Origin of the sequence: Arenibacter flavimaris (assembly GCF_030291335.1) — a bacterium.
Classification (GTDB): Bacteria; Bacteroidota; Bacteroidia; order Flavobacteriales; family Flavobacteriaceae; genus Arenibacter.
This window is the reverse complement of record NZ_JASWIM010000005.1, coordinates 773-23,088: the sequence shown is the minus strand read 5'-3', so window position 1 is coordinate 23,088 and position 22,316 is coordinate 773. Positions and strand designations below refer to the sequence as shown.

The following is a 22,316-nucleotide window of genomic DNA, read 5'->3' as shown; positions in this document are numbered from 1 at the left end:
ATAACAACTTAAATAATCGTATTTTTACCCCCTAACTTACTATGATAATGGGCAAAATAATTGCTATTGCTAATCAAAAGGGTGGTGTAGGAAAAACTACTACTTCGGTAAATTTGGCCGCCTCTTTGGGTGTATTGGAAAAAAAGGTATTACTAATAGACGCTGACCCCCAGGCTAATGCAACTTCCGGACTAGGTTTGGATGTAGATAGTATTGAATTGGGAACCTACCAACTATTGGAACATACCAAAACCGCCGAAGAAACCATCATTAAGACCTCCTCCCCAAATGTAGATCTTATCCCGGCACATATTGACCTTGTGGCCATTGAAATAGAATTGGTAGACAAGGACGATAGGGAATATATGATGAAAAATGCCATTCGCCATCTTAAGGACAAGTACGATTATATTCTTATAGATTGTGCACCTTCCCTAGGTCTTTTAACATTAAACGCCCTAACTGCGGCCGATTCTGTAATGATTCCCATACAATGTGAATATTTTGCATTGGAAGGATTGGGCAAATTATTAAACACCATAAAAAGTGTCCAAAAAATACACAATCCGGAATTGGATATCGAAGGAATGGTGCTTACTATGTACGATTCCAGATTAAGGCTATCCAACCAGGTAGTGGAAGAGGTAAAAAAGCACTTTTCGGAAATGGTCTTCGACACTATAATACAAAGAAATGTAAGGTTGAGCGAAGCCCCCAGTTATGGTGAAAGCATTATTAAATATGATGCCAGTAGTAAAGGAGCTGCCAATTATTTAAATTTGGCAAATGAAGTAGTTGTGAAAAACAAGGAGACAGTATAATGGCGAAAGCGATAAAAAAACAAGCGTTGGGCCGCGGATTATCGGCCCTATTGAAAGACCCGGAAAACGATATTCAGTCGGCAAGCGACAAGAACGCCGACAAGGTAGTGGGCAATATTGTGGAGTTGGACATGGACTCTATAGATGTGAATCCATTTCAGCCCCGTTCCAATTTCAATGATGAAGCATTACAGGAATTGGCCTCTTCCATAAAGGAACTGGGGGTAATACAGCCAATAACCGTAAGAAAGCTCGATTTCAACAAATATCAATTAGTTTCAGGGGAGCGTAGGTTCAGGGCATCCAAATTAATTGGCCTGGAAACCATACCGGCCTATATCCGTATTGCAAACGATCAGGAGTCCCTAGAAATGGCCTTGGTTGAAAATATTCAACGACAGGATTTAGATCCCATTGAAATAGCACTATCCTACCAAAGATTGATCGACGAGATTCAATTGACCCAAGAAAAAATGAGCGAACGGGTAGGGAAAAAGCGATCTACCATTACCAACTATTTGCGATTACTACGGTTGGATCCCATTATTCAAACCGGTATACGTGACGGTTTTGTTAGTATGGGCCATGGAAGGGCATTGGTAAATGTGGAAAAAAAACAGGACCAAATTGCCCTTTACGAAAAAATTGTAGGTGAAAACCTATCGGTAAGGGATACAGAAAAAGCGGTAAAGGAATATCAGGAAGGCAATACCCAGGCAACATCGGTCACGGCCACCGCTGGAAAGGAGCCAAAGAAAGCTCCCATAAGCCCTGATTTTATCAGCAAAAACCTTGGTGCTTTCTCAGATTATTTATCGGTAAAAGTAGATATTAAGGCCTCAGAAAAAGGTAAAGGAAAAATTACCATCCCCTTTCACTCCAAGGAAGAATTCAATCGGTTAAAAAAATTGATCACGGGTGAGTAAATATCTTGTATCACTGGCTATATATTTTCTTGTCATCAGCTTTGGACTAGCGCAAGAGAAAGAAAGCACTACCCAGGCATCCGATTCTATTACAACCTCTCTTAAAAAAGAGGGGATTACCGTGGTCGACACACTTAAAATCAGAAAAAAGGCCATCAATCCATTGGCTCCAAGTAAGGCTGCCTTCTACTCCGCTGTTTTTCCCGGACTTGGCCAAATATATAACAGACGCTATTGGAAAGCCCCTATAGTCTACGCCATAATTGGTGGCGGCATATATGGCTATATTTACAACGACGACCTATATGACCGTTTTAGGACAGCTTTTAAACGCCGCCAGGCCGGTTTTACGGACGATGAATTTTATGATCTGGGAACCCCCAATGCGCCAGGGGCAGATCCTGACTTTTCGGAAGCCGCGTTGGAAAGTGCCCAGGAAAGATATCAGGAAGACCGGGATCTATGGCTTCTTGTCACCATTGGGATGTACGCCCTAAATATTATAGATGCCAACGTTGATTCACATTTAAAACAATTTAACGTGGATGATGACCTTAGTATGGATTTAAAACCATATTTGGATATGGACGCTATTACCGCCAAACCTGTTTATGGTATGGCATTAACCATTAAGTTTTAATTTATGAATATTGCCTTGTTCGGATATGGTAAAATGGGTAAAATGATTGAAAAGATCGCCCTGAAAAGAAACCATAATATTGTAGCCAAAATTGATTTGGATGCTACGGAAATAAATTTTGCCAAAATTGACGTTGCCATCGATTTTAGTATGCCCAACGCCGCTTATGGCAACATTAAAAACTGTCTGGAAAACAATGTTCCCATAATTTCCGGAACTACCGGTTGGCTTCAGGATTACCAAAAAGCCGTGGAACTATGTAAAAAAAATAATGGAGCATTCATTTATGCCTCCAACTTTAGCCTAGGAGTCAATCTATTTTTTGAGCTGAATTCCTATTTGGCCAAATTGATGGCGTCCCAAGATCAATATCAGGTTTCCATGGAGGAAATCCATCATACCCAAAAATTGGATGCCCCTAGCGGAACTGCGATTACTCTGGCCGAAGGCGTTATAGCCAATACCAATTACACCAAATGGAAATTGGACAGTGCCGGGGACAAGGAAATTCCCATAACCGCCAAGCGTATAGCCGATACTCCCGGAACCCATACCGTTTCGTATGAAAGCGAAGTGGATGGCATTGAAATTAAACATACCGCCCATAACCGGGAAGGATTTGCCCTAGGGGCAGTTATTGCAGCAGAGTGGATCGTTGGGAAAACTGGGGTTTTCACTATGAAAGACGTGTTAAACCTTCGTTAAATAACGTAACAAAGAATAAATTATAATGACTTAAGGATAGGCAAATACTTTACAACCGTTAATCCTTAAATAACAATTACCAATATGAACGGCACTCAGTGGATTATTTTTATTTTGATTATTCAGGTGATACATTTTTTAGGCACTTGGAAATTATATGTAAAGGCAGGAAGAAAAGCATGGGAAGCTGCAATCCCCGTTTATAACGCCATTGTGTTGATGCAGATTATCAATAGGCCAAAATGGTGGGTGATCTTGCTTTTTATCCCTATCATTAATTTATTGATGTTTCCTGTAGTCTGGGTGGAAACCCTTAGAAGTTTTGGAAAAAATAGTTTATTGGATACCTGGCTGGCCATATTAACCTTAGGCCTGTACATCTATTATGTGAATTATTTTGAGGAGGTTGTATATATTGAAAACAGGGACATTCATCCCAAGACTGCACTCGGTGAATGGGTCAGTTCCATTGTATTTGCCATTGTGGCCGCTACTTTGGTCCATACCTATTTGATCCAGCCCTTTGTTATACCTACCAGTTCCTTGGAAAAAACTCTATTGGTGGGCGACTTCCTTTTTGTGAGTAAATTTCATTATGGGGCAAGGATACCTATGACTACCGTAGCCGCACCAATGGTTCACGATACCCTGCCCGTACTTAAGACCAGATCCTACGTGGCCGATGTTGATCCTGAAACCTATAAAACTTCGATATGGAATAAATTACAGCTCCCATATTTAAGGCTTCCTGGATTTAAGAAAGTAAAGCGCAATGACATTGTTGTTTTTAGCTGGCCGGCAGATACGGTTTACCAGTTCTTTAAAAAACAGAAGGGAGTGCGCAAACCCATCGATAAAAAATCCAACTATGTAAAGCGTTGTGTTGGAGTACCTGGAGATTCCTTGACCATTAAAGATGGCTATGTTTATATCAACGGAGAAAAAACCGTTTTACCCTATAGGGCAAAACCTGAATTCCTGCATACGGTTACCGTAGACGGACAATTTTCGAATGCCGCTATTGAGCTTTTGGGCAGGGAGAACCTATCAGGAAATGTTATACGGGTACCCAACGCCTCCCTCCAACAGGAACGCGCCACCGAAGTAATAAATGCCATGAATCTGGAACTAATAAAATCCGATTCATCCTACACCTATTACGCCGGTAACGTAGGTAACCAAAAGGTAAAGGACTATTTAAAGTCCGAAGACATGAAGAATATGGCGCTCTTTAATTTAACCGAGGAAGAGGCCAGAAATTATACAGGTAAGGATGGGATTAGCTCAATCGACAAATTTTCATATAGAAATCCCGACACTTCCATTTTTCCTCAAAATGCAGCACATTCAGGCACTGTGGACAATATGGAAACAATATATATTCCTGAAGAGGGAAAAACGGTTCCCCTCAACATGGAAGTACTTCCCATTTATGAAAAGATAATCAAGGAATACGAAGGAAATGACATTAAAGTGAACGGAAACCAAATCCTCATTAATGGTGAAGTTGCCAATTCCTACACTTTTAAACAGAATTATTATTGGATGATGGGCGATAACAGACATAGATCCGAAGACAGCAGATTCTGGGGCTATGTCCCTGAAGACCACATTGTTGGTACCCCTATTTTTATATGGATGAGTATTGATGGCATCAACGACGGCATGAGTAACTGGAAAGTAAGGTGGGATAGGGTCTTTACCACTGTGAACGGAGAAGGCGAGCCTACCTCCTACTTTAAGTACTTCTTGATCCTATTGGCGGCCTGGTTTATATTTGATTTCTTTAGGAAAAAGAAAAAAGTGGATGGTTAAGGAATCAATTGAGCAATAATTAAATGTACCACTTGTTCAACACAAGCTTATCATATATCCCATTGATACATTAAACGTTTTTTTTACATTGATCAATCACAGGAACTATGACCCTTCTACTTCATCCAAGTTATTTTCCCAATATCGCCAATTTTGCCGCTATTGTTCAAAATGATATTTGCTGGGAAGTAATGGACAATTTTCAAAAGCAAACCTTTCGCAACAGGTGTTATATATGCACAGATTTAGGTATACACATGCTCACTATACCCATAAAACACCTGCGTAACAGTAAAGGGAAGCAAAAGTACCGTAATGTAAAAATAGACAACGATTATCCTTGGCAGAGACAACATTGGCGAACCTTGGAAACCGCTTATAGGACCTCTCCTTTCTTCGAGTTCTACGAAGACGATATTGCTCCATTGTACCACAATACCTTCCCCTCCTTAATGGATTTTAACTTAAAAACAATCGAGACCATATGCGAATGTTTGCAAATTAAAATGCCTTTGGACAGGACTGAAGTCTTTGAGGTTGGTGCTACGGACAAAATTGATGGCAGGGCTTTGATCAATTCCAAGACAAAGCTGCCATTTCAACAACCACCATATGTACAAGTATTTAGGGACAGAAATGACTTTATTCCTAATTTAAGTATTTTGGACCTTTTATTCAATGAAGGTACCAATACCTTAACCTATCTAAAAAATTTGAACCTAACCCTGACCCATGCTTAGGTTTTGTTTGCATTATGGCATTCATTTTATACTTCCAATCATTATTGGTCTGGTCTTCTTTAAGGAACACCGCCTAAAAATAACATTGATACTATTGGCCGGAATTATTTTGGATCTGGATCATCTATGGGCAGATCCAATTTTTGACCCGAGCCGTTGTAGCATCAACTTTCATCCCTTACATACGTATTGGGCCATTGCCAGTTATTTCCTATTACTATTTTTCGCAAAAACCAGGGTCCTCGGAATTGCCTTTTTAATACACATATTGGCAGATACTGTAGACTGCTATTTAATGTAATGTCCATAGCCCCCCCTATTTTCCCTATTCAGGAAACTTACCGTCACAATGCATATCCACCTGCTTTTTCCATTTACGGTTAATTAATCCTTCTACCATCCTTGATGCTCCCATTAATAGGACTCCCAAATTAAAAACCGGAAAAAGTCCGTTTAAGCACTTAAGAAAATTATTGCTATTTTGTAAATTCTTTTATCAAGGCTAAATCTAATTGACAACAATACAATGAAAGATCGTAAATCTATTATTTCCACCACCCCTGGAAGAAGGGATTTTATAAAGAAATCCGGCATGGCAATTATAGGGGGGTCGTTAACATATCCCACTATTTCCTTTGGAGCTACAAACACATACAAAGACTCCCCACTAAAGGTTGGTTTGGTGGGTTGTGGCGGACGGGGAACCGGAGCTGCTGCCCAGGCCTTGGAAGCCGACCCCAATGCAGTCCTCTATGCCATGGGCGATGTTTTTGAAGATCGCCTGGAAGAGGCACATTCTGCGCTAATACAGGTTGCTGGAAACAAAGTAAAAGTAGAGGATAAAAACAAATTTATAGGATTCGATGCCTATCTAAGGGTAATTGAGTCCGGTGTAGACGTTGTGCTATTAACAACGCCACCGGCATTTAGACCAGACCATCTTACGGCAGCAGTAAATGCCGGAAAGCATGTTTTCTGTGAAAAACCAGTGGCAGTGGATGCACCTGGTGTGCACAAAGTGCTGGCTGCAGCCAAAATAGCCAAAGAAAAGAACCTTTCCCTGGTATCCGGATTCTGTTTTAGGTATGACTACCCCAATAGGGCCATATATGGTCGCGTTTTGGACGGTGCCATAGGGGATATCAGGACCGTTACCACTTTCCGTCATGGCGGGGAAGCTTGGTACAAGGACCGGCAACCGGACTGGACCGATATGGCATACAATATGCGCAACTGGTATTATTATAATTGGTTGTCCGGCGATTTTGTAGTGGAACAGGCCGTTCATAGTTTGGATATGATGTCTTGGGTAATGGGAGACAAAATGCCCATAAGTGCTACCGGAACAGGCGGGAGACAAGTTAGGGTAGACAAAAAATACGGCAATATTTTTGATCATTTTGCCGTGGAGTTCGAATACGAAAATGGTGCAAAAGGGTATCATTTTACTAGACAACAAAGCGATACTTCGTACAAAAACAGTGTTGAAGTATTTGGTAGCGAAGGCAGTGCCATAGTACATATTGGTCGTAGATATGAAATAACGGGAAAGAACAAATGGACCTATGGGGGTGAAAGAAACAATATGTTCCAGACAGAACACGATGAACTTTTTGCATCCATCAGAAGCGGTAATCCGATCAACAATGGCGAATGGATGGCCACCAGCACCATGTTGGCTATTTGGGCCCGTATGGTTGGTTACACAGGCCAGACCATTAGTTGGGAACAAGCTTTTAATTCACAAGAAATCCTAGGTCCCAAAGTGGATGAATATAATTGGGACCTAAAATGGCCCACGCCCCCTGTGGCCGTTCCCGGTAAAACTAAATTTGTATAATTTCTCCAAACCAAATGCAAACGCACAACAGGTCACAATAGAATGATACATCAAGGCAATCCATACATTCAACACAAAAACAAACACTCAAATGAAGACTTTTACACACCTTTGCCTGTTATTTTCCCTGGGAACCAGTCTATATAGTTTAGCCCAGAGCCATCCGATAAGCTTTGGTTCCGAAACCACTTTGGAACAATTGGCCAACAATGAAAAGGCCAAGGAAAAACCCATCAATTGGATCAATGTAAATACAGCACCGGACACTTGGCGAAAAGAAAAGGACTTACTTATTTGTTCCGGTCTCCCCATAGGTGTTATGCGATCTGAAAAACAATATGAGAACTTTATCATGTTGGTAGAGTGGCGACATATGGAAGCCGGTGGAAATTCTGGAGTGTTTGTTTGGAGTGATGCCATACCAGGCGAAAAGGATCGCTTACCAGGAGGGGTGGAAGTGCAAATGCTGGAATTGGATTGGGTAAATCAAAATATACGTGACGGGGTAAAACCTCCCATAGCATATGTACACGGAGAACTTTTTGGTGTGGGCGGGGTAATTACCCTACCGGACAACCCAAGGGGCACTAGAAGTAAATCTATTGAAAACAGGGCACTTGGCAAAGGCCAGTGGAACAGTTACAAAGTTGTTTGTGTGGACGGAACCATAAAACTTTCCGTAAATGGAAAATTTGTAAATGGTATAAGCAAGTCGTCTATCAAAAAAGGCTACTTATGCCTGGAGTCTGAAGGTGCCGAAATACAGTTTAGAAATTTTAAAATAATAGAATTGCCTCCAGGGGTTACCACGGAGGAACAGACTGCCAAAAAAATATTTTAACGATTGGTTGGGGGATTGGGACAATTCCTAGCCATTATAGCAGACAGGAGAAAAGGTGGAAAAGTTAGGATATATATTATCCGAAAGACAAGTTATTCAGTGTCTATTTTAATAGCTGCCATTACCGGAAAATGATCCGATAGTTTTATATCGAAATTTTTATGGGCCGTAATCTCAAAAGCTTCATCGGCCAGGATAAAGTCTATTCTAAGCGGGTAATATCTAAAATTAAAGGTCCTGCCATATCCAGTTCCCTGTTCCATAAAGGAATCGTTCATATCCCCTGTGATCACCTTATAGACATTGGAAAACTGGGTATTGTTAAAATCGCCACATACAATTTTCCTGAAGGGCGTGGCCTCTATGTGTTTCTGAACCAAATGCGCCTGCTCTCCCTGTTTGGCAAAAGATTTACTTAACCTTTTCAACAACCTCCCCTTAGGCTCATTTGACAATCGACTAACACTGGGGATGATCTTATGTGACTCCAAATGAAGGTTGTACAACCTAAAGGTATCCTTAGTCACAACGATATCCGCAAATATGGCATTATTTCCACTATCAGGGAAGTCCAAAGATCCACTATTGATTATGGGATATTTCGAATAAATTGCTTGAGTGGACCTCTTTTCGCTAGATTTATATCTAGTAAAATAATTAAAGGGATACATCTTCTTAAGCTGACTATCCTTGATACGGCTAAATTCCTGAATACATAAAATATCTGGATTTTCAGAGGAAATAAACTCCATTATACGTCCTTCTGCCGACGGATCATTCAGTAAATCGTATCTATTGAAAGCCCTTACGTTATAACTCATAATACTGAGATCCATTTCCTTGACCTCCTCTTCGGCCAATTTAAACCTGAAAAAATTTCCCAATAAGAAATAGCCCATAATCAAAACAACCGTGGACAACCATAATTGGCGCTTTCTTTTAAACAGCCAATACGCCACAAAAAGCAAATTAAAAAGTACCAAGAGGGGCACTGTGAGGCTCAGAATTGAAAAATAAGCAAAATGTGTCACCGAGATTTGCGGTACAAAACAGGAAATAAACAACAGAAGTGCAAAAATTGCATTTATGAAGAACAGGAATTTATCAATAAAATTAAGGTTCTTCACAATTTATTCTTTTCCTGCCTTAAATAAAAAATCCTTTTCCGCCTTGGAAAGACTTTCGTAACCGGACTTGCTAATCTTATCCAAAATAGCATCTATTTTACGTTGCCTACTTTCTTTATCATAATTGTCCGGTTTGGCACCACCACGGTTATCTTTGCGATAAACCGTTTTTAAGGGAGCTTTTTTTTCACTGCTTTTAAATAGATTGGCAATGGCATCCAAAAACTTGGCAAATCCGCTACCTATATCGTTGCCTCCAATAAGCTGTCGTGCATAAAAATACCCCAAAGCGGCACCTCCCAAATGAGCCAATCGGCCACCTACATTGCCTCCCATTGAAATTTGAATAAGATCCAACAGTACTACAAAGACCCCAATATGCCATAGTTTAACATTGAAAAAAATAACGCGTACCTCCTGATTTGGCAAATAGGAGCATACAAATATCAGTACAGCTGTGACCCCGGCAGAAGCACCAATCAAGGAGGTATTTATACCCAATAGGGCGGGGAATATATTATAACTCAATAAGAATATCAATCCGCCAAGGATTACCCCTAAAAAATACACATTGAGAAACCTCCGATTGTCGAAAAGGTTCAAAAAAATCCTACCTGCAAAATAGAGCATTAACATGTTCCAAAAAATATGGCCCAATCCGGAATGAAAAAACGAATAGGTAACAATGGACCATGGCTGGGTAAGAAAATGAAAAAAATCCTTGGGAAGCTCAAACCAACCAATAATGCTGTCCCCGGAGAAACCGAACAATATCTTTAGCAATCCACTCAGGATAAATACCGCTACATTAATGACTATAAGTCTTTCTGCAATATTTAACCTGTTGTAATAATACCTAATGTTCTGATTGCCCATTATCTGTCCCAGCGATTGTTGTTAAACTGATTCTTTTTCCAATACCACATCATAATGAACCCGAACAACGCCCCGCCCACATGTGCAAAATGCGCTATTCCATTTCCAAAAATTGAATACCCCGTTACCCCAGAAAACAAGTCAAGCCCAATTAATACAGGGATAAAATACTTGGCCTTTACCGGCACTGGTATAAACATTAAAAAAAGTTCACTATTGGGGTAGGACATTCCAAAGGCCACCAAAACACCGTAGATGGCACCGGATGCTCCAACCGCGGGGGTATTAAAGGCACCTAAAAAATTATCTATGGTACTCTTGGAGGCCACGTCATACCAACTGGGACTGTATTGGCCACCAGTAATGATTTCCATTATCTGTTCCTTGGGAATACCGGCGCTTATCAACGCCTCCATCCCTTGATTAAAATAATAGTAATTAACTCCTGTATGTATCAAGGCTGCGCCAATTCCTGCCGAAAAATAAAAAAAGAAAAATTTATTCCTCCCCCACATACGCTCCAATGGAGAACCAAAGGCCCATAAGGCGTACATATTGAACAAAATATGCATAAACCCACCATGCATAAACATGTGCGATATTACCTGCCAAAACTCAAAATTCCCATTTTTAGGAAACCAAAGGGAAAACCATTGGTACATTTGATCCCCGTATAATTGAGTTGCCACAAAAAACAACACATTTATAATTATCAAATGCTTTACTGCGTCCGTAATCCTACCCATTTATATAAATTTTTTATCAATATCGTCCTCAGTGATGGTAACGTATATTGGCTTATTAAAAGGACTTACCCCAGATTCCTTACAGGCAAATAAATCGTTTACCAGGGCCAACTGGGAATCGCCGTCCAATATCTCTCCAGTTTTTACCGATAATGATTTGGCCAAGGTTTTTGCCAGTATATCGGTCTGTGAAAAGCCATCAACCACAAAATCTTGTTGATAGTCCGAAATCAACTGATCTAGAATTATCCCTACCTCACTCTCTGGGACGGACAAAGGAACCCCTATGACCGTAACCTCTTCCTCACCAATACTGTCAAAAACAAAACCAACCGTTGTTAAGCTATCTTGAATTTCCTCAATAATAGCGCAATCGGATTTGGAAAATGTCAAAGATAAGGGAAATAACAGTTGTTGACTAACCGCCTCTTTGATGGTTATGTTCTTTAAAAATTTTTCATAGAGCACCCTTTGATGGGCCCTACTTTGGTCTATGACCACCATCCCTGATTTTATGGTGGTTACAATGTATTTTCTTCTTAATTGAAAAGTGGTCGTACCTGTGTCAATGGTCTCCTTTTTATTATCAAAAATAGAACCTGTAATGGTGTCGGATTCGAAGCTTACACTACTAAACCCAGAATTCTTCCCTATATTGGATTCCATTCCAACATATAAACCATCCCAGCTTTTGGTATTCTGTTTTTGATAATTGGGTCTCTGTGCAGTTCCGTTTTCCGAACCCTCCTTAAAAGGATTAAAACTGGAATCCACATTGATTCTAGGTAATTCTGCCGATTTATCCTTGTAGTTATATGGCGTTTCCAGATTCTGGTCCTGTTCAAAATCCAAGGACGGGATTACGTTGAATTGTCCCAAACTATGTTTCACGGTGGACCTTAAAATAGCATAAAGTGTATGCTCGTCATCAAACTTAATTTCCGTTTTCGTAGGATGGATATTGATATCGATGGAGCCCGGATCTACGGTTAAATACAGGAAATAACCAGGATGGTTCTCCTTCTTTATGAGTCCATCAAAAGCTCCCAAAATAGCGTGATGCAGGTATGGGCTTTTTATAAACCTATTATTTACAAAGAAAAACTGCTCTCCCCTACTCTTTTTTGCAAATTCGGGCTTACTTATATATCCACTTATTTGAACCACTTGTGTGTCTTCATTTACAGGCACCAACTTTTCATTGGTCTTGGCCCCAAAAATGTTCACAATACGCTGTCTACTGTTGGATATGGGCAAATTGAACAATTCACTACCGTTGTTGTAAAAATGAAAATTGATAGTTGAATGGGCCAAGGCCACCCTGTGAAATTCATCCAAAATATGACGCAGTTCCACATTGTTGGATTTAAGGAAATTCCGTCTGGCCGGAATATTAAAAAACAAATTCTTCACCATCATGGATGTCCCCTTCGGTGCCACGGTTACCTCTTGGGAGATAATCTTGCTCCCCTCTATCTTTATGTGTGTTGCCACTTCATCCTCTGCTGTCCTTGTTTGCATTTCCACATGGGCAATAGCGGCAATGGAGGCCAAGGCTTCCCCTCTAAAACCCTTGGTGTTCAACTGAAAAAGATCTTCCGCTTTTTGAATCTTGGATGTAGCATGACGCTCAAAACTTAGTCGGGCATCGGTTACGCTCATTCCAACACCATCATCTATTACCTGAATAAGTGTTTTTCCCCCGTCCTTCACCACCAGTTTTATGGTAGAGGCTCCTGCATCTATTGCATTTTCCATAAGCTCCTTTACTACGGAGGCCGGACGTTGAACAACTTCCCCTGCAGCAATTTGATTGGCAACATGGTCTGGCAAAAGCTTAATAATATCTGCCATTATCGAGTTATAAAGATAGATAGATCGAAATCTATGATGTAAAGAAAAATAAGAATTAGGACAGCGATTATTATAAGGGTTCTAAATTTTTGATTTTGGCTTCCGGATCGTTTTAAATCGTCCATAGCCCTTCCAAACTTACCTTTAAGCCCGCTACGGCCATCCATAGTAGGTCTAAATTTGTCCAGTTTATGTTCTATTTTATACGGATTCCCTTCACCTTTGTCATCGTAGTAGCGAGGTGTATAATTGAACTTTTTGTTTTTGCGTAATTTTGAAAACTTTCCCATAATCCTTATTGTTTCAAAGTTACTCAAAAACAAAAAACATGCCTTAAATCCCTTGCCAAAAAATGTTAACAATTAAGGGAAAGACGCCTATTTTTCATCAAGACCAATAGACTCAACAAAGAAAATTATATGAAATTAGCCTAGGCTTGCCATTTTTATGGCCGCTATAGCAGCCTCGGCACCTTTATTGCCGTGTTTGCCACCGCTACGATCTATGGCCTGCTGCATATTGTTGTCCGTTAGGACGCAAAAAATAACCGGTACTTGGGTCCTTACGTTTAAATCCATAATCCCTTGTGCAGTAGCACTACAGACAAAATCGAAATGCTTGGTCTCCCCCTGAATTACACTTCCAATAGCAATTACGGCGTCCAATTCCATGGATTCCAACATTTTTTTGGCGCCAAAAGGAAGCTCAAAACTTCCTGGTACGTTCCAACGAGCAATGTTTTCCGATAAGGCACCGCAATCCAAAAGCGCCTCCATAGCCCCCTCATAAAGTCCTTCCGTAATTACGTCATTCCACTCTGAAACAACAATCCCAAACCGAAGATCCTTCGCGCTTGGGATTGTTGTTTTATCGTAAGCCGATAAATTTTTATTAGCCGTAGCCATCCTAATTAATTTTTGCCTTACCTATAAACGCATCTATAGTCCTAGCTTCATCAGAGCTGGGATAATCATCCTTAATTCTCTGGAAATATTTAAGCGCCTTTGTATTTTCCTTTAATTCCAAGGCTGTAACACCCGCTTTGTATAGGAATTTAGGCGTTGTAAAGTCATTGTCACTATGGGAAACAGCTTGTTCGTAGTACCCCAAAGCATCCTTGGGTTGATTTAACTGTAAGAAAGCATCTCCCAATCCACCTTTGGCCAAGGCTCCCAAAACTAAATCGTCAGAGGAGAATCCTTCCAAATACTTGATGGCCTCATCGTACTTCTGCATATTCAAAAATGCCATCCCAGCAGAATATTTGGCCAAATTGGCTGCAGGAGTGCCATTGTACTCTTCAATGATATCCAAAAACCCATATTTACCTTCTGCCCCGTTCAAGGCAAGGGTAAATAAAGAATCCTTTTCGGTTGTAGCCGATAATGCTTGGTCAAAATATTGTTGGGGGTATAGCATTTCATTCGCAGCACTTGCTTCCTTTGGCTTTTCCACAAACTGAAAATACGCCATATAACCTAAAACGGCAACGGCAATTACCCCAATTACACCAAGAATATAATTTTGATTTCTGGAAACCCATTCCTCAGATTTGGAAGCTCCTTCATCCAAAGAACTAAATACCTCAGCTGTTGTGCTTTCCTGCTCATCCAACAAAATTTCCTCTTCTTTGTTTTTTGGTTTAAAACCTCTTTTCTTGTATGTTGCCATTTTTGTATCTTATTAATCGCGCAAAAATAAAGTTTTTATCCAAAACCGAACGGGTATTTATTCGTTATTTTTGGATATTTTATAGTTTCAGGGAGGATTAAAAACAAATATTTTACAAGCCAGAATGTTTCTAAAGAAATTATCACTTATTAATTACAAGAACTTTGCTTCCGAAAATTTTGAATTCGATGCCAAAATAAATTGTTTTGTGGGCCATAATGGGGTAGGCAAAACCAATGTTTTGGACGCCATTTACCATCTTTCCTTTGGAAAAAGTTACTTTAACCCTGTTGCTACCCAAAATATAAAGCACGAAGAGGATTTTTTCGTAATAGATGGTGAGTTTCTAAAAAATGACCGGGAGGAAAGGATACTCTGTAGCCTAAAAAAGGGGATGAAAAAAATCATCAAACGCAATGGTAAGGCCTACGATAAATTCTCGGACCATATAGGCTTTCTACCTTTGGTCATTATTTCACCAGCAGACCGCGACCTGATCATTGAAGGCAGTGAAACCAGAAGAAAGTTTATGGATGGTGTAATTTCCCAATCCGATAAGGAATACCTGCAAAACCTTATCAAATACAACAAAACCCTTAGTCAAAGAAATTCCCTTCTAAAGTATTTTGCCGTTAACCAGACATTTGACAAAACTACCTTGACCATATATAATGAACAACTTCAGGACTACGGAAGTACCATATTCCAAAAAAGGGCCCAATTCCTGGAAGAATTCATTCCCATATTCAAGGAACAGTATCTTGCTATTTCGGGAGGTAAAGAGCCCGTAAATTTAACATATGACAGTAAATTATTGGACAATGATCTCTTAACTTTATTGGATCGGAATCTAGAAAAGGATAAAGCGCTCCAATATACAAGTGTAGGTACGCATAAGGATGACCTTAACTTTGAAATAGACGGTCACCCCATTAAAAAATTTGGTAGCCAGGGACAACAGAAATCGTTCCTGATAGCCTTAAAGTTGGCCCAATTTTACTTTATAAAAAAACAGGCCGGAACAACCCCCTTGTTACTTTTAGATGATATTTTTGACAAATTGGATGAAAATCGGGTGGCACATATCATCAATTTGGTGGATGAAGAAAATTTTGGACAAATATTTCTCAGTGACACCCATGCCGATAGAACGGAAGAAGTTGTTAAAAAAATACATCAATCCTATAAAATATTTAAGTTGTAATATGCGATATGCTTATATTATAGTTGCCTTAGCAGCCCTGGTTGGCTGTCAAAATAAAGTGGATAAATTGGATTTGCCCTATTTGAACGGCTACTGGGAAATTGAAAAAGTTACTTTTCCCGATGGCTCCAAGAAGGAATATCCCGTAAATACCAGTATAGATTATATAGAAGTGAAGGATCAAGCTGGGTTCAGGAAAAAGGTACAGCCAAATTTTAATGGCACCTATGTTACTTCGAATGATGCCGAAATGTTTACCATTTACGAAAACGAAGGAGTTTTCACCTTAAATTACAAAACAGAACTAAGCGAGTGGCATGAAAAAATTGTAAGTCTCTCGGAAAATGCCTTTACTGTTATAGGTGAGGAAAATATTAAATACCACTACAAGAAATTTGAACCCATTAATCTCGAATAATAATGGCCAAAAGAAAAAATGACAACCTTCGATTAGGGGAAGCCTTACAGGAATTTATTTCCGAAAACAGGCTGCAAAAAGGAATGGACCGGGTTAACGCAAGGGAAGCCTGGACAAATCTAATGGGCAACGGCGTCAACAACTATACCACCGCCATTGAATTACGGAACGACACCCTTTTTGTATCACTTTCATCATCCGTACTTAGAGAGGAACTAAGCTTGGGCAAGTCCAAAATTATCAAGCTATTGAACGAAGAATTGGGAAAGGAACTTATCACCAAAATTGTTCTTAGATAAACCTACAAAACAACCTAATTAAAAAAACCACGCCCAAGGCGTGGTTTTTAATTCTATAAACTATATAGTCCTAGAATATTTCCCTGCCAGCAAAATGAAAAGCACTTTCTATTGCTGCATTTTCATCACTATCGGAACCGTGAACCGCATTTTCTGCTATGGAGGTAGCAAACAATTTACGGATAGTTCCTTCTGCCGCATCGGCCGGGTTTGTTGCCCCGATCAAGGCGCGAAAATCTTCAACGGCATTATCTTTTTCCAGAATAGCCGATACAATAGGCCCTCTGGTCATAAACTCTACCAATTCCCCGAAAAAGGGACGTTCCTTATGTATTGCGTAAAACGCTTGTGCATCCCTTCTGCTCAATTGCGTATATTTCATTGCCACGATCTTGAATCCGGCCGAAGTTATTTTGTCCAAAATTCCACCGATATGTCCATTCTCTACGGCATCGGGCTTAATCATGGTAAAAGTTCTATTTGTGCTCATTACTCTAAAATTTTGCGCAAAAATACGTTTTATTCTAAAACCCACAATATTTGAGGAACATCTTATGGCCTACAACACACTTTATAGGGGAAGCACCACATTTCACCGTACATTTTAATCATCAGATTACAACCAAGCATCCTTATTCCTACTAAGTTCCTATATTTGTAACAATTTTAGCATTGGCGACTAACTTTGGGATCCAATCCAAAAACAATTGTAAGGGATGAAAAAGGCTTTCTTTAAACTTTTGGCAAAAATGAACAAGTTGGTTCTACCATCCTACTCAAAAAAACAGCTGGACCTTTCCAAGGCCACAAAAATTCAAATGGCAATTATAGGTTGGCGCTACTTAGTAACCACCAATGCCCTGGATTAATACTGTATAAGGGACTCAACAGGATAACCGGATAACCTGTCCCTCCCCTTTAAAAATTTTAGTTCCAGTAAAAAGTTGCACTGCACTACTTCCCCTCCCAACTTTTCTACCAGTTTACAAACAGCTTTCGCTGTACCTCCAGTAGCCAAGACATCATCGTGAACAAGAACTTTCTCACCCTTTACTATACTATCTACGTGAATTTCCAATACATCCGTTCCATATTCCAATGCATAGGGCTCACTAATTATTTGATGCGGTAGTTTCCCACGTTTTCTCACTGGAACAAAACCTGCTTTGAGACGGGTCGCCAACAAGGGTGCAAAGAAAAATCCACGACTCTCCATGCCCACTACTTTATCCACCTTTTTATTTTTGATCAATTCAAACAGGGCATCGGCTGCGCTCGCCAAGGCCTTAGCGTCCTGCAATAAGGGCGTAATATCCTTAAAGGAGATTCCTTTTTCCGGGAAATCCGGGATATCCCGAACATATTTCTTTAAATCCATTTATTTTGGTTGCTGTAATTTTGTGGTAAATTTAAAAAGAAATATATTTGCAGCCCGTTAAACGGGAAAAATGAACTTTTATAATGGCCTCGTGGCGCAACTGAATAGCGCATCTGATTACGGCTCAGAAGGTTACAGGTTTGAATCCTGTCGAGGTCACTACAAGCAAGAAACCACGTCTCTCAAGGCGTGGTTCTTTTTTTACGGAAAAAGCCAAACACAGTTTGAGGTTTTGAAGTAAACATAGAACCAGCAGCGTTAGCTGCGGGGTTTCTTATTTGCAAAACGGGGCACAAAGGAAAACCGCAGGTACTCCTGTCGAGGTCACAACAAGCAAGAAACCACGTCTCTTAAGGCGTGGTTCTTTTACACAAAAACTGGTCCACTCAAAATTTTTTCAGAAGTGCCAATTATTAAACTATATTACCCCAAATACCGTATAATATTGTATTTTTAAATAATTTTTGCACAAAATAAGTATTGAAAGTACTACCCTTTAAAATACCCAAGCCTAAAAACGAAGCGCTCATCTACCAGGAAGATCGGGAAAGGGTTTTTTATGGCCAACTTCACCAACATCAGGAAATACAAATAAGCCTCATCGTTAAAGGGTCAGGATCTTTTATTGTTGCAGACACCATAAACGAATACAAGGAAAACGACATATTGGTAATTGGAGGATATATTCCCCATGTCTTTAAAAGTGATTCCCACAAAAGTGACGAATCTATCATGTGCTCCCTATTTTTTAAAAAGGACGCCTTTGGAAAGCATTTTTTTGAGTTAACGGATATGGCTGAAACCAAAGCATTCTTTAAAGAATCGGAATATGGATTAAAGGTGCTTAGCAAGAAACATAAAATCACAAATCAATTTAATAAACTAAGGCATCAAAATAAGATAGAAAGGGTAGCTACACTTTTTAAGATAATAAGTTTGATCAGTACAGCAGAAACTACACCCTTATCTTCCTTTGTCTACAAAAAAAAATATTCGGACAACGAGGGAAAACGCATGAACAATGTATTTGAATATGCCATGGAAAAATTTTACGAGCCCATTACTTTGGAAGAAATTGCGGACAGGGCCCATATGAACAAGAATTCCTTTTGTAGGTATTTTAAAAAACGGACCAACAAAACATTCTTTCAATTTTTGATTGAAATACGAATTGAAAATGCCTGTAAACTCATCAATAGCAATCCTGACCTTTCAATATCCCTGATATCGGAACAATGCGGATTTAGAACCATAGCCAACTTCAACAGGAAATTTAAAGAAATTAAAGGTGTTACTCCGACAGATTATCGTAGACAGCGATAAAATTAATTGACCATTAAATTATGGTCAACATCAATAAAAAGACCATTTATTGCCACCCAATTGAATATCAACGAAAACAGAATTTTCTATTTATCTTCCCCCACAAAGTCCTTTTTTAATCGGATGGGACTATCCGGCACTCTATTGACAAGCTGCTTTTTGCCGTCCTTTTTAATAAGGTCGAAGGCATCATACAAGTTGCCTATGGGCGTGTATGCCTCATATTTAATGGTATCTTTGGTAACGGTAATTATTTGAAACAATTGGGTGTATTCCCCTCTTCGCACCATCCAATCCTGGTCCGCGGATTCATACATTTTAGGGCCACTTATAGAAACTGCATAAACAGTACCGGCATCGTCCAGAAGTGTCAAGCCCTTACCTTCGTTGTCAGGATAGCCTCTTGCGTATGTATGATCATGCCCTTGAAGCACTAAATCTACCCCATATTTATCTATCAAAGGTTTTATACCTTCCCTCAGCTCCCAATTGTCTCGCCCTTCTTTGGTAGAATAAACAGGATAATGCGTAAAAATGGTTATCCATTTTTTAGTATTTGATTGCAATACGGAATCTAGCCATTTTATCTGTGCCGAACGGGCTTCCAAACTTTCATCATAACCTTCGCTATCGATAGAAATCAATTTCATGTCTTGATAATCAATTGTAAAACAGGTTTCTTTTAATTCCTCAATTGGTCCATTTTCTGGCAAAGTGAATTGTGGTTTCCATAAAGGGGTCAATACTCCATCCCTGTACTCATGATTACCAGGCGTCATAACACTTGGCACCGTAGCATGAATAAAGCTACCTGCATAAAACCATTCGCCCCATTCCAGATTGGCATCCCTGTCATTTATTAGATCTCCAGCGTGCAACATAAAATTCACTGCTGGAAATTTTCGGTAAGAATTACGTATTACCCTGGACCAAAGCGATTTCACATTGTTTTGTGCATCCCCAAAATATATAAAGCTAAAAGGGTCTCCGGAAGTAGCACTGGCCGTCGTATATTGAAACCATTCACTCCAACCATCATTGCCTTCCTTTCCATTGCCCACCCTATAGACATAGGTGGTTTTTGGCTGCAGATCGTTTACTAGCACAGAATGGTATACCGCCTTTACAAGAGGCTCCTTTCTATTCTGATTTTGAAAAATTTCACTTTTCGCCTCCACCCTTCTTACATCCTTCAGCAAAAACTCCGGTCCATCGGTAGCCAAGGCAATTTCTACGAATCCGGTTTCCACTTGTTGATCCGTTCTCCAATTCACAGCCATACTATGTGCCGGATCTGCCGTTAAATTGGCAATTACCCTGTCCGGTACTTGGGAAGGAAACATTAATTTATGGGCCATAATGGAATCTTGTTCCGGATAGTGGCTATGGGAATGATCAGATACGTGGGTGTGGGTATGGGGCACATTTTCCTGTTGCGACTTACAACCTATAAGAATTACAAATAAAACAAACCCCAGTTTTTGTACAAAGCGTAGTTTTCCCATGTTTTCTATTTCAATTTATTTGGGTTAAAAAAAAATGAAATCCGAATATAATATGATTTGATTGGATTACCTACGGTTTTTAGAAGCATATCTTCAACCTTATGATATCTTGATAATTTCCTTAAATATCTTAACCCAAAACGATGCCTCTTTAATTTTTCCTATTCAGAACACGGATCAATCCCAAAAGTCGTGTGTGAATTACAAAAAAATATAATTTACCATTTCAAGTTTGTGTCCTGTTCATTTTTTGCATCGCCCAAAAAACGAACCAAAAAACGCTAGGCTGATTTTAAATTTCTTTAAATCTACGCACTTTCCACGGCCCCGGCGTCCAGGCCGCTTTCACTTGGGTGAAATGCTCTATGGACGCCTTCCACCTTCCAATGTGAAAACCACTTGATTTAAGACGAAATTGAAAATAGGCCGGTCCTTACGTTGCGTCAACCTTCATGTGGGGATAAGTCATTTCCGTTATTAAAAACCTTTGGGCATTGCCCTCAAGGTCTATGGTTTGGTCGTTCTTCTTCCGTCGTGGAGATGGCATGGCCGTTAAGAATTATTGAAGCCTTGGAAATAATTTAGGCTATGGCATCGGTCCTTATAATCCAGAGATTTTAGGGACCACCTAGCGAAGAAGGGTCTTTTCTCCTGCCTGCCGGAAGGCAGGTTTGTTTAGCTCATGGCTGGTTATTTTCCTAATTATGTATTCGTGAACCTCCTGCGTCGGTTTCATTGGACAAGCAAAGAAATCGAAGATTCACGAAAACCATTATAAAACAATAAAAACCACTTGAGTAAAATGAAAGAATAATTTAATCATTGGTTTTACTAAATTACTCCTATTAATTAAAACTATTGAGCAATAAAACACGACTGATCAAATTAATCGTATTTTTTTGATAAACACAACAATTGGTCATGATCCAAAATCAAGGCATTCAGGGCGCAATTCGGATCAATCTCAAAAGTTGGGTCTAAAGAGAAAAATAATTTTCTTTGTGCTTTAAATTACATTGATGAATAAAGGCACTGAGTTATCCTTGTTAAGTTTAATATTACCAGAAGGAATATTAGATTATTTTGATATTGTTGGATTCGATAAGAAGCCTATAAAGCATGTTTTATACGAGAACCGTCTAACGATATATTTGGAGGAGAAAAAACAAATACCATCCAAGTACAAGGATTGCAAGTATAAAGCCAGTGGCTTCATGGAGCCCCGAATAATCGAGGATTATCCCGTTCGGGACAATCTACTGTCCTTAAATCTTAAACGAAGGCGTTGGGACGTTCTACTTGATAAAAAGTGGATTAAAGTAAGTCGTGAATGGGATGAATTTATTGCACAGGGAACTCGAATATCAAAAGAGTTTGCTGCTTTTTTAAAAGAAATCGACTGATAATACTGCTCTGAACAGCCAACAACTTGGGCACCAGTATGGTATGTCCGGGAAAAGGATTCAAAGACATTATAAGGATCACTTAAGTGATTTTAAGCAATGGGAGCATAAGAGAATACGAGGGTAACGAATTTTAGTGAATTCACTAGGAATATTACAGAAACTTAGGAAAAGGGCCTGTATG

General features: G+C 39.6%; 25 protein-coding genes and 1 tRNA gene. 16 read left to right on the top strand and 10 right to left on the bottom strand.

The window, feature by feature from the left end:
- The first annotated feature begins 47 nt into the window (after window positions 1–47).
- The 9 genes from QSE00_RS05970 (at window position 48) to QSE00_RS05930 (ending at window position 8,328) form a co-directional block, all read left to right on the top strand.
- Window positions 48–821: a ParA family protein gene (locus QSE00_RS05970; protein ID WP_286105277.1), complete on the top strand. Its 774-nt coding sequence runs from the start codon at window positions 48–50 to the stop codon at window positions 819–821.
- Window positions 821–1,747, top strand: coding sequence for a ParB/RepB/Spo0J family partition protein (locus QSE00_RS05965; protein ID WP_110355769.1), 927 nt, complete (start codon window positions 821–823; stop codon window positions 1,745–1,747). Before QSE00_RS05970 ends, QSE00_RS05965 begins: the two co-directional genes overlap by 1 nt.
- A complete protein-coding gene (locus QSE00_RS05960) occupies window positions 1,740–2,387 on the top strand; it encodes a DUF5683 domain-containing protein (protein WP_110355768.1) in 648 nt (215 codons plus the stop codon). Before QSE00_RS05965 ends, QSE00_RS05960 begins: the two co-directional genes overlap by 8 nt.
- Window positions 2,388–2,390: 3 nt before the next feature.
- Window positions 2,391–3,092, top strand: a complete 702-nt coding sequence (dapB, locus tag QSE00_RS05955) for a 4-hydroxy-tetrahydrodipicolinate reductase (protein WP_110355767.1) — start codon at window positions 2,391–2,393, stop codon at window positions 3,090–3,092.
- A gap of 84 nt (window positions 3,093–3,176) precedes the next feature.
- Window positions 3,177–4,907, top strand: coding sequence for a signal peptidase I (gene lepB / locus QSE00_RS05950; RefSeq protein WP_110355766.1), 1,731 nt, complete (start codon window positions 3,177–3,179; stop codon window positions 4,905–4,907).
- Between the two features lie 107 nt (window positions 4,908–5,014).
- Entirely contained in the window at window positions 5,015–5,647 is a 633-nt protein-coding gene (locus tag QSE00_RS05945; protein WP_286105276.1) for a WbqC family protein, read from the top strand.
- On the top strand, window positions 5,640–5,948 hold the full coding sequence (locus tag QSE00_RS05940; protein WP_286105275.1) for a DUF6122 family protein: 309 nt from the start codon (window positions 5,640–5,642) through the stop codon (window positions 5,946–5,948). The genes QSE00_RS05945 and QSE00_RS05940 overlap by 8 nt, the downstream gene beginning before the upstream one ends.
- Before the next feature lie 225 nt (window positions 5,949–6,173).
- On the top strand, window positions 6,174–7,487 hold the full coding sequence (locus QSE00_RS05935) for a Gfo/Idh/MocA family protein (protein WP_286105274.1): 1,314 nt from the start codon (window positions 6,174–6,176) through the stop codon (window positions 7,485–7,487).
- Between the two features lie 91 nt (window positions 7,488–7,578).
- The gene (locus QSE00_RS05930; RefSeq protein WP_110355762.1) at window positions 7,579–8,328 is read left to right on the top strand and encodes a 3-keto-disaccharide hydrolase; all 750 of its coding nucleotides are present in this window, start codon (window positions 7,579–7,581) and stop codon (window positions 8,326–8,328) included.
- A 92-nt stretch (window positions 8,329–8,420) separates the two neighbouring features.
- Here the strand turns inward: QSE00_RS05930 and QSE00_RS05925 are convergent, their stop codons facing one another.
- From QSE00_RS05925 to QSE00_RS05895, 7 genes are all read right to left on the bottom strand, one after another.
- Window positions 8,421–9,455 (bottom strand): endonuclease/exonuclease/phosphatase family protein, encoded by a 1,035-nt coding sequence (locus QSE00_RS05925; protein ID WP_110355761.1) that lies wholly within the window; start codon window positions 9,453–9,455, stop codon window positions 8,421–8,423.
- 3 nt (window positions 9,456–9,458) lie between these two features.
- Complete coding sequence (locus tag QSE00_RS05920; RefSeq protein ID WP_286105273.1) at window positions 9,459–10,331, bottom strand: rhomboid family intramembrane serine protease; 873 nt, start codon at window positions 10,329–10,331, stop codon at window positions 9,459–9,461.
- Window positions 10,331–11,077 carry a rhomboid family intramembrane serine protease gene (locus QSE00_RS05915; protein ID WP_110355759.1) on the bottom strand — a complete coding sequence of 249 codons (747 nt, stop codon included), beginning with the start codon at window positions 11,075–11,077 and terminating at the stop codon, window positions 10,331–10,333. Before QSE00_RS05915 ends, QSE00_RS05920 begins: the two co-directional genes overlap by 1 nt.
- Entirely contained in the window at window positions 11,078–12,931 is a 1,854-nt protein-coding gene (gene mutL, locus QSE00_RS05910) for a DNA mismatch repair endonuclease MutL (RefSeq protein ID WP_286105272.1), read from the bottom strand. It abuts the gene before it with no gap.
- Entirely contained in the window at window positions 12,931–13,221 is a 291-nt protein-coding gene (locus tag QSE00_RS05905) for a riboflavin synthase subunit beta (protein WP_110355757.1), read from the bottom strand. Before QSE00_RS05905 ends, mutL begins: the two co-directional genes overlap by 1 nt.
- A 135-nt stretch (window positions 13,222–13,356) precedes the next feature.
- On the bottom strand, window positions 13,357–13,836 hold the full coding sequence (gene ribH / locus QSE00_RS05900) for a 6,7-dimethyl-8-ribityllumazine synthase (RefSeq protein WP_110355756.1): 480 nt from the start codon (window positions 13,834–13,836) through the stop codon (window positions 13,357–13,359).
- A 1-nt stretch (window position 13,837) separates the two neighbouring features.
- On the bottom strand, window positions 13,838–14,602 hold the full coding sequence (locus QSE00_RS05895; protein WP_110355755.1) for a tetratricopeptide repeat protein: 765 nt from the start codon (window positions 14,600–14,602) through the stop codon (window positions 13,838–13,840).
- Window positions 14,603–14,726: 124 nt separating this feature from the next.
- Between QSE00_RS05895 and recF the strand changes: the two genes are divergently transcribed.
- From recF to QSE00_RS05880, 3 genes are read left to right on the top strand one after another with little or no spacing between them, the layout of a single operon-like run.
- Window positions 14,727–15,806, top strand: a complete 1,080-nt coding sequence (gene recF, locus QSE00_RS05890) for a DNA replication/repair protein RecF (RefSeq protein WP_286105271.1) — start codon at window positions 14,727–14,729, stop codon at window positions 15,804–15,806.
- Between the two features lies 1 nt (window position 15,807).
- Window positions 15,808–16,224 (top strand): lipocalin family protein, encoded by a 417-nt coding sequence (locus QSE00_RS05885; RefSeq protein WP_110355753.1) that lies wholly within the window; start codon window positions 15,808–15,810, stop codon window positions 16,222–16,224.
- Window positions 16,225–16,226: 2 nt separating this feature from the next.
- Window positions 16,227–16,523: a DciA family protein gene (locus QSE00_RS05880; RefSeq protein ID WP_286105270.1), complete on the top strand. Its 297-nt coding sequence runs from the start codon at window positions 16,227–16,229 to the stop codon at window positions 16,521–16,523.
- Between the two features lie 70 nt (window positions 16,524–16,593).
- On the opposite strand, the gene QSE00_RS05875 is transcribed toward QSE00_RS05880, so the two are convergent.
- Complete coding sequence (locus tag QSE00_RS05875; protein ID WP_110355751.1) at window positions 16,594–17,013, bottom strand: nucleoside-diphosphate kinase; 420 nt, start codon at window positions 17,011–17,013, stop codon at window positions 16,594–16,596.
- 226 nt (window positions 17,014–17,239) lie between these two features.
- Here QSE00_RS05875 and QSE00_RS05870 point away from each other — a divergent pair, with 226 nt between their 5' ends.
- Complete coding sequence (locus tag QSE00_RS05870) at window positions 17,240–17,392, top strand: SsrA-binding protein (RefSeq protein WP_110355750.1); 153 nt, start codon at window positions 17,240–17,242, stop codon at window positions 17,390–17,392.
- Here QSE00_RS05870 and QSE00_RS05865 read toward each other — a convergent pair.
- Window positions 17,389–17,901: an adenine phosphoribosyltransferase gene (locus QSE00_RS05865; RefSeq protein WP_110355749.1), complete on the bottom strand. Its 513-nt coding sequence runs from the start codon at window positions 17,899–17,901 to the stop codon at window positions 17,389–17,391. The two genes, QSE00_RS05870 and QSE00_RS05865, sit on opposite strands and share 4 nt — an antisense overlap.
- Before the next feature lie 85 nt (window positions 17,902–17,986).
- Here QSE00_RS05865 and QSE00_RS05860 point away from each other — a divergent pair.
- Both QSE00_RS05860 and QSE00_RS05855 read left to right on the top strand, forming a co-directional pair.
- Window positions 17,987–18,060 (top strand) — tRNA-Arg (locus QSE00_RS05860).
- A 321-nt stretch (window positions 18,061–18,381) separates the two neighbouring features.
- Window positions 18,382–19,224: an AraC family transcriptional regulator gene (locus tag QSE00_RS05855; protein WP_286105269.1), complete on the top strand. Its 843-nt coding sequence runs from the start codon at window positions 18,382–18,384 to the stop codon at window positions 19,222–19,224.
- An 86-nt stretch (window positions 19,225–19,310) separates the two neighbouring features.
- Here QSE00_RS05855 and QSE00_RS05850 read toward each other — a convergent pair whose 3' ends face one another.
- On the bottom strand, window positions 19,311–20,729 hold the full coding sequence (locus QSE00_RS05850; RefSeq protein ID WP_286105268.1) for a purple acid phosphatase family protein: 1,419 nt from the start codon (window positions 20,727–20,729) through the stop codon (window positions 19,311–19,313).
- A 1,019-nt stretch (window positions 20,730–21,748) separates the two neighbouring features.
- Between QSE00_RS05850 and QSE00_RS05845 the strand changes: the two genes are divergently transcribed.
- Window positions 21,749–22,132: an ISAon1 family transposase N-terminal region protein gene (locus tag QSE00_RS05845; protein ID WP_286105266.1), complete on the top strand. Its 384-nt coding sequence runs from the start codon at window positions 21,749–21,751 to the stop codon at window positions 22,130–22,132.
- Window positions 22,133–22,316 lie beyond the last annotated feature (184 nt).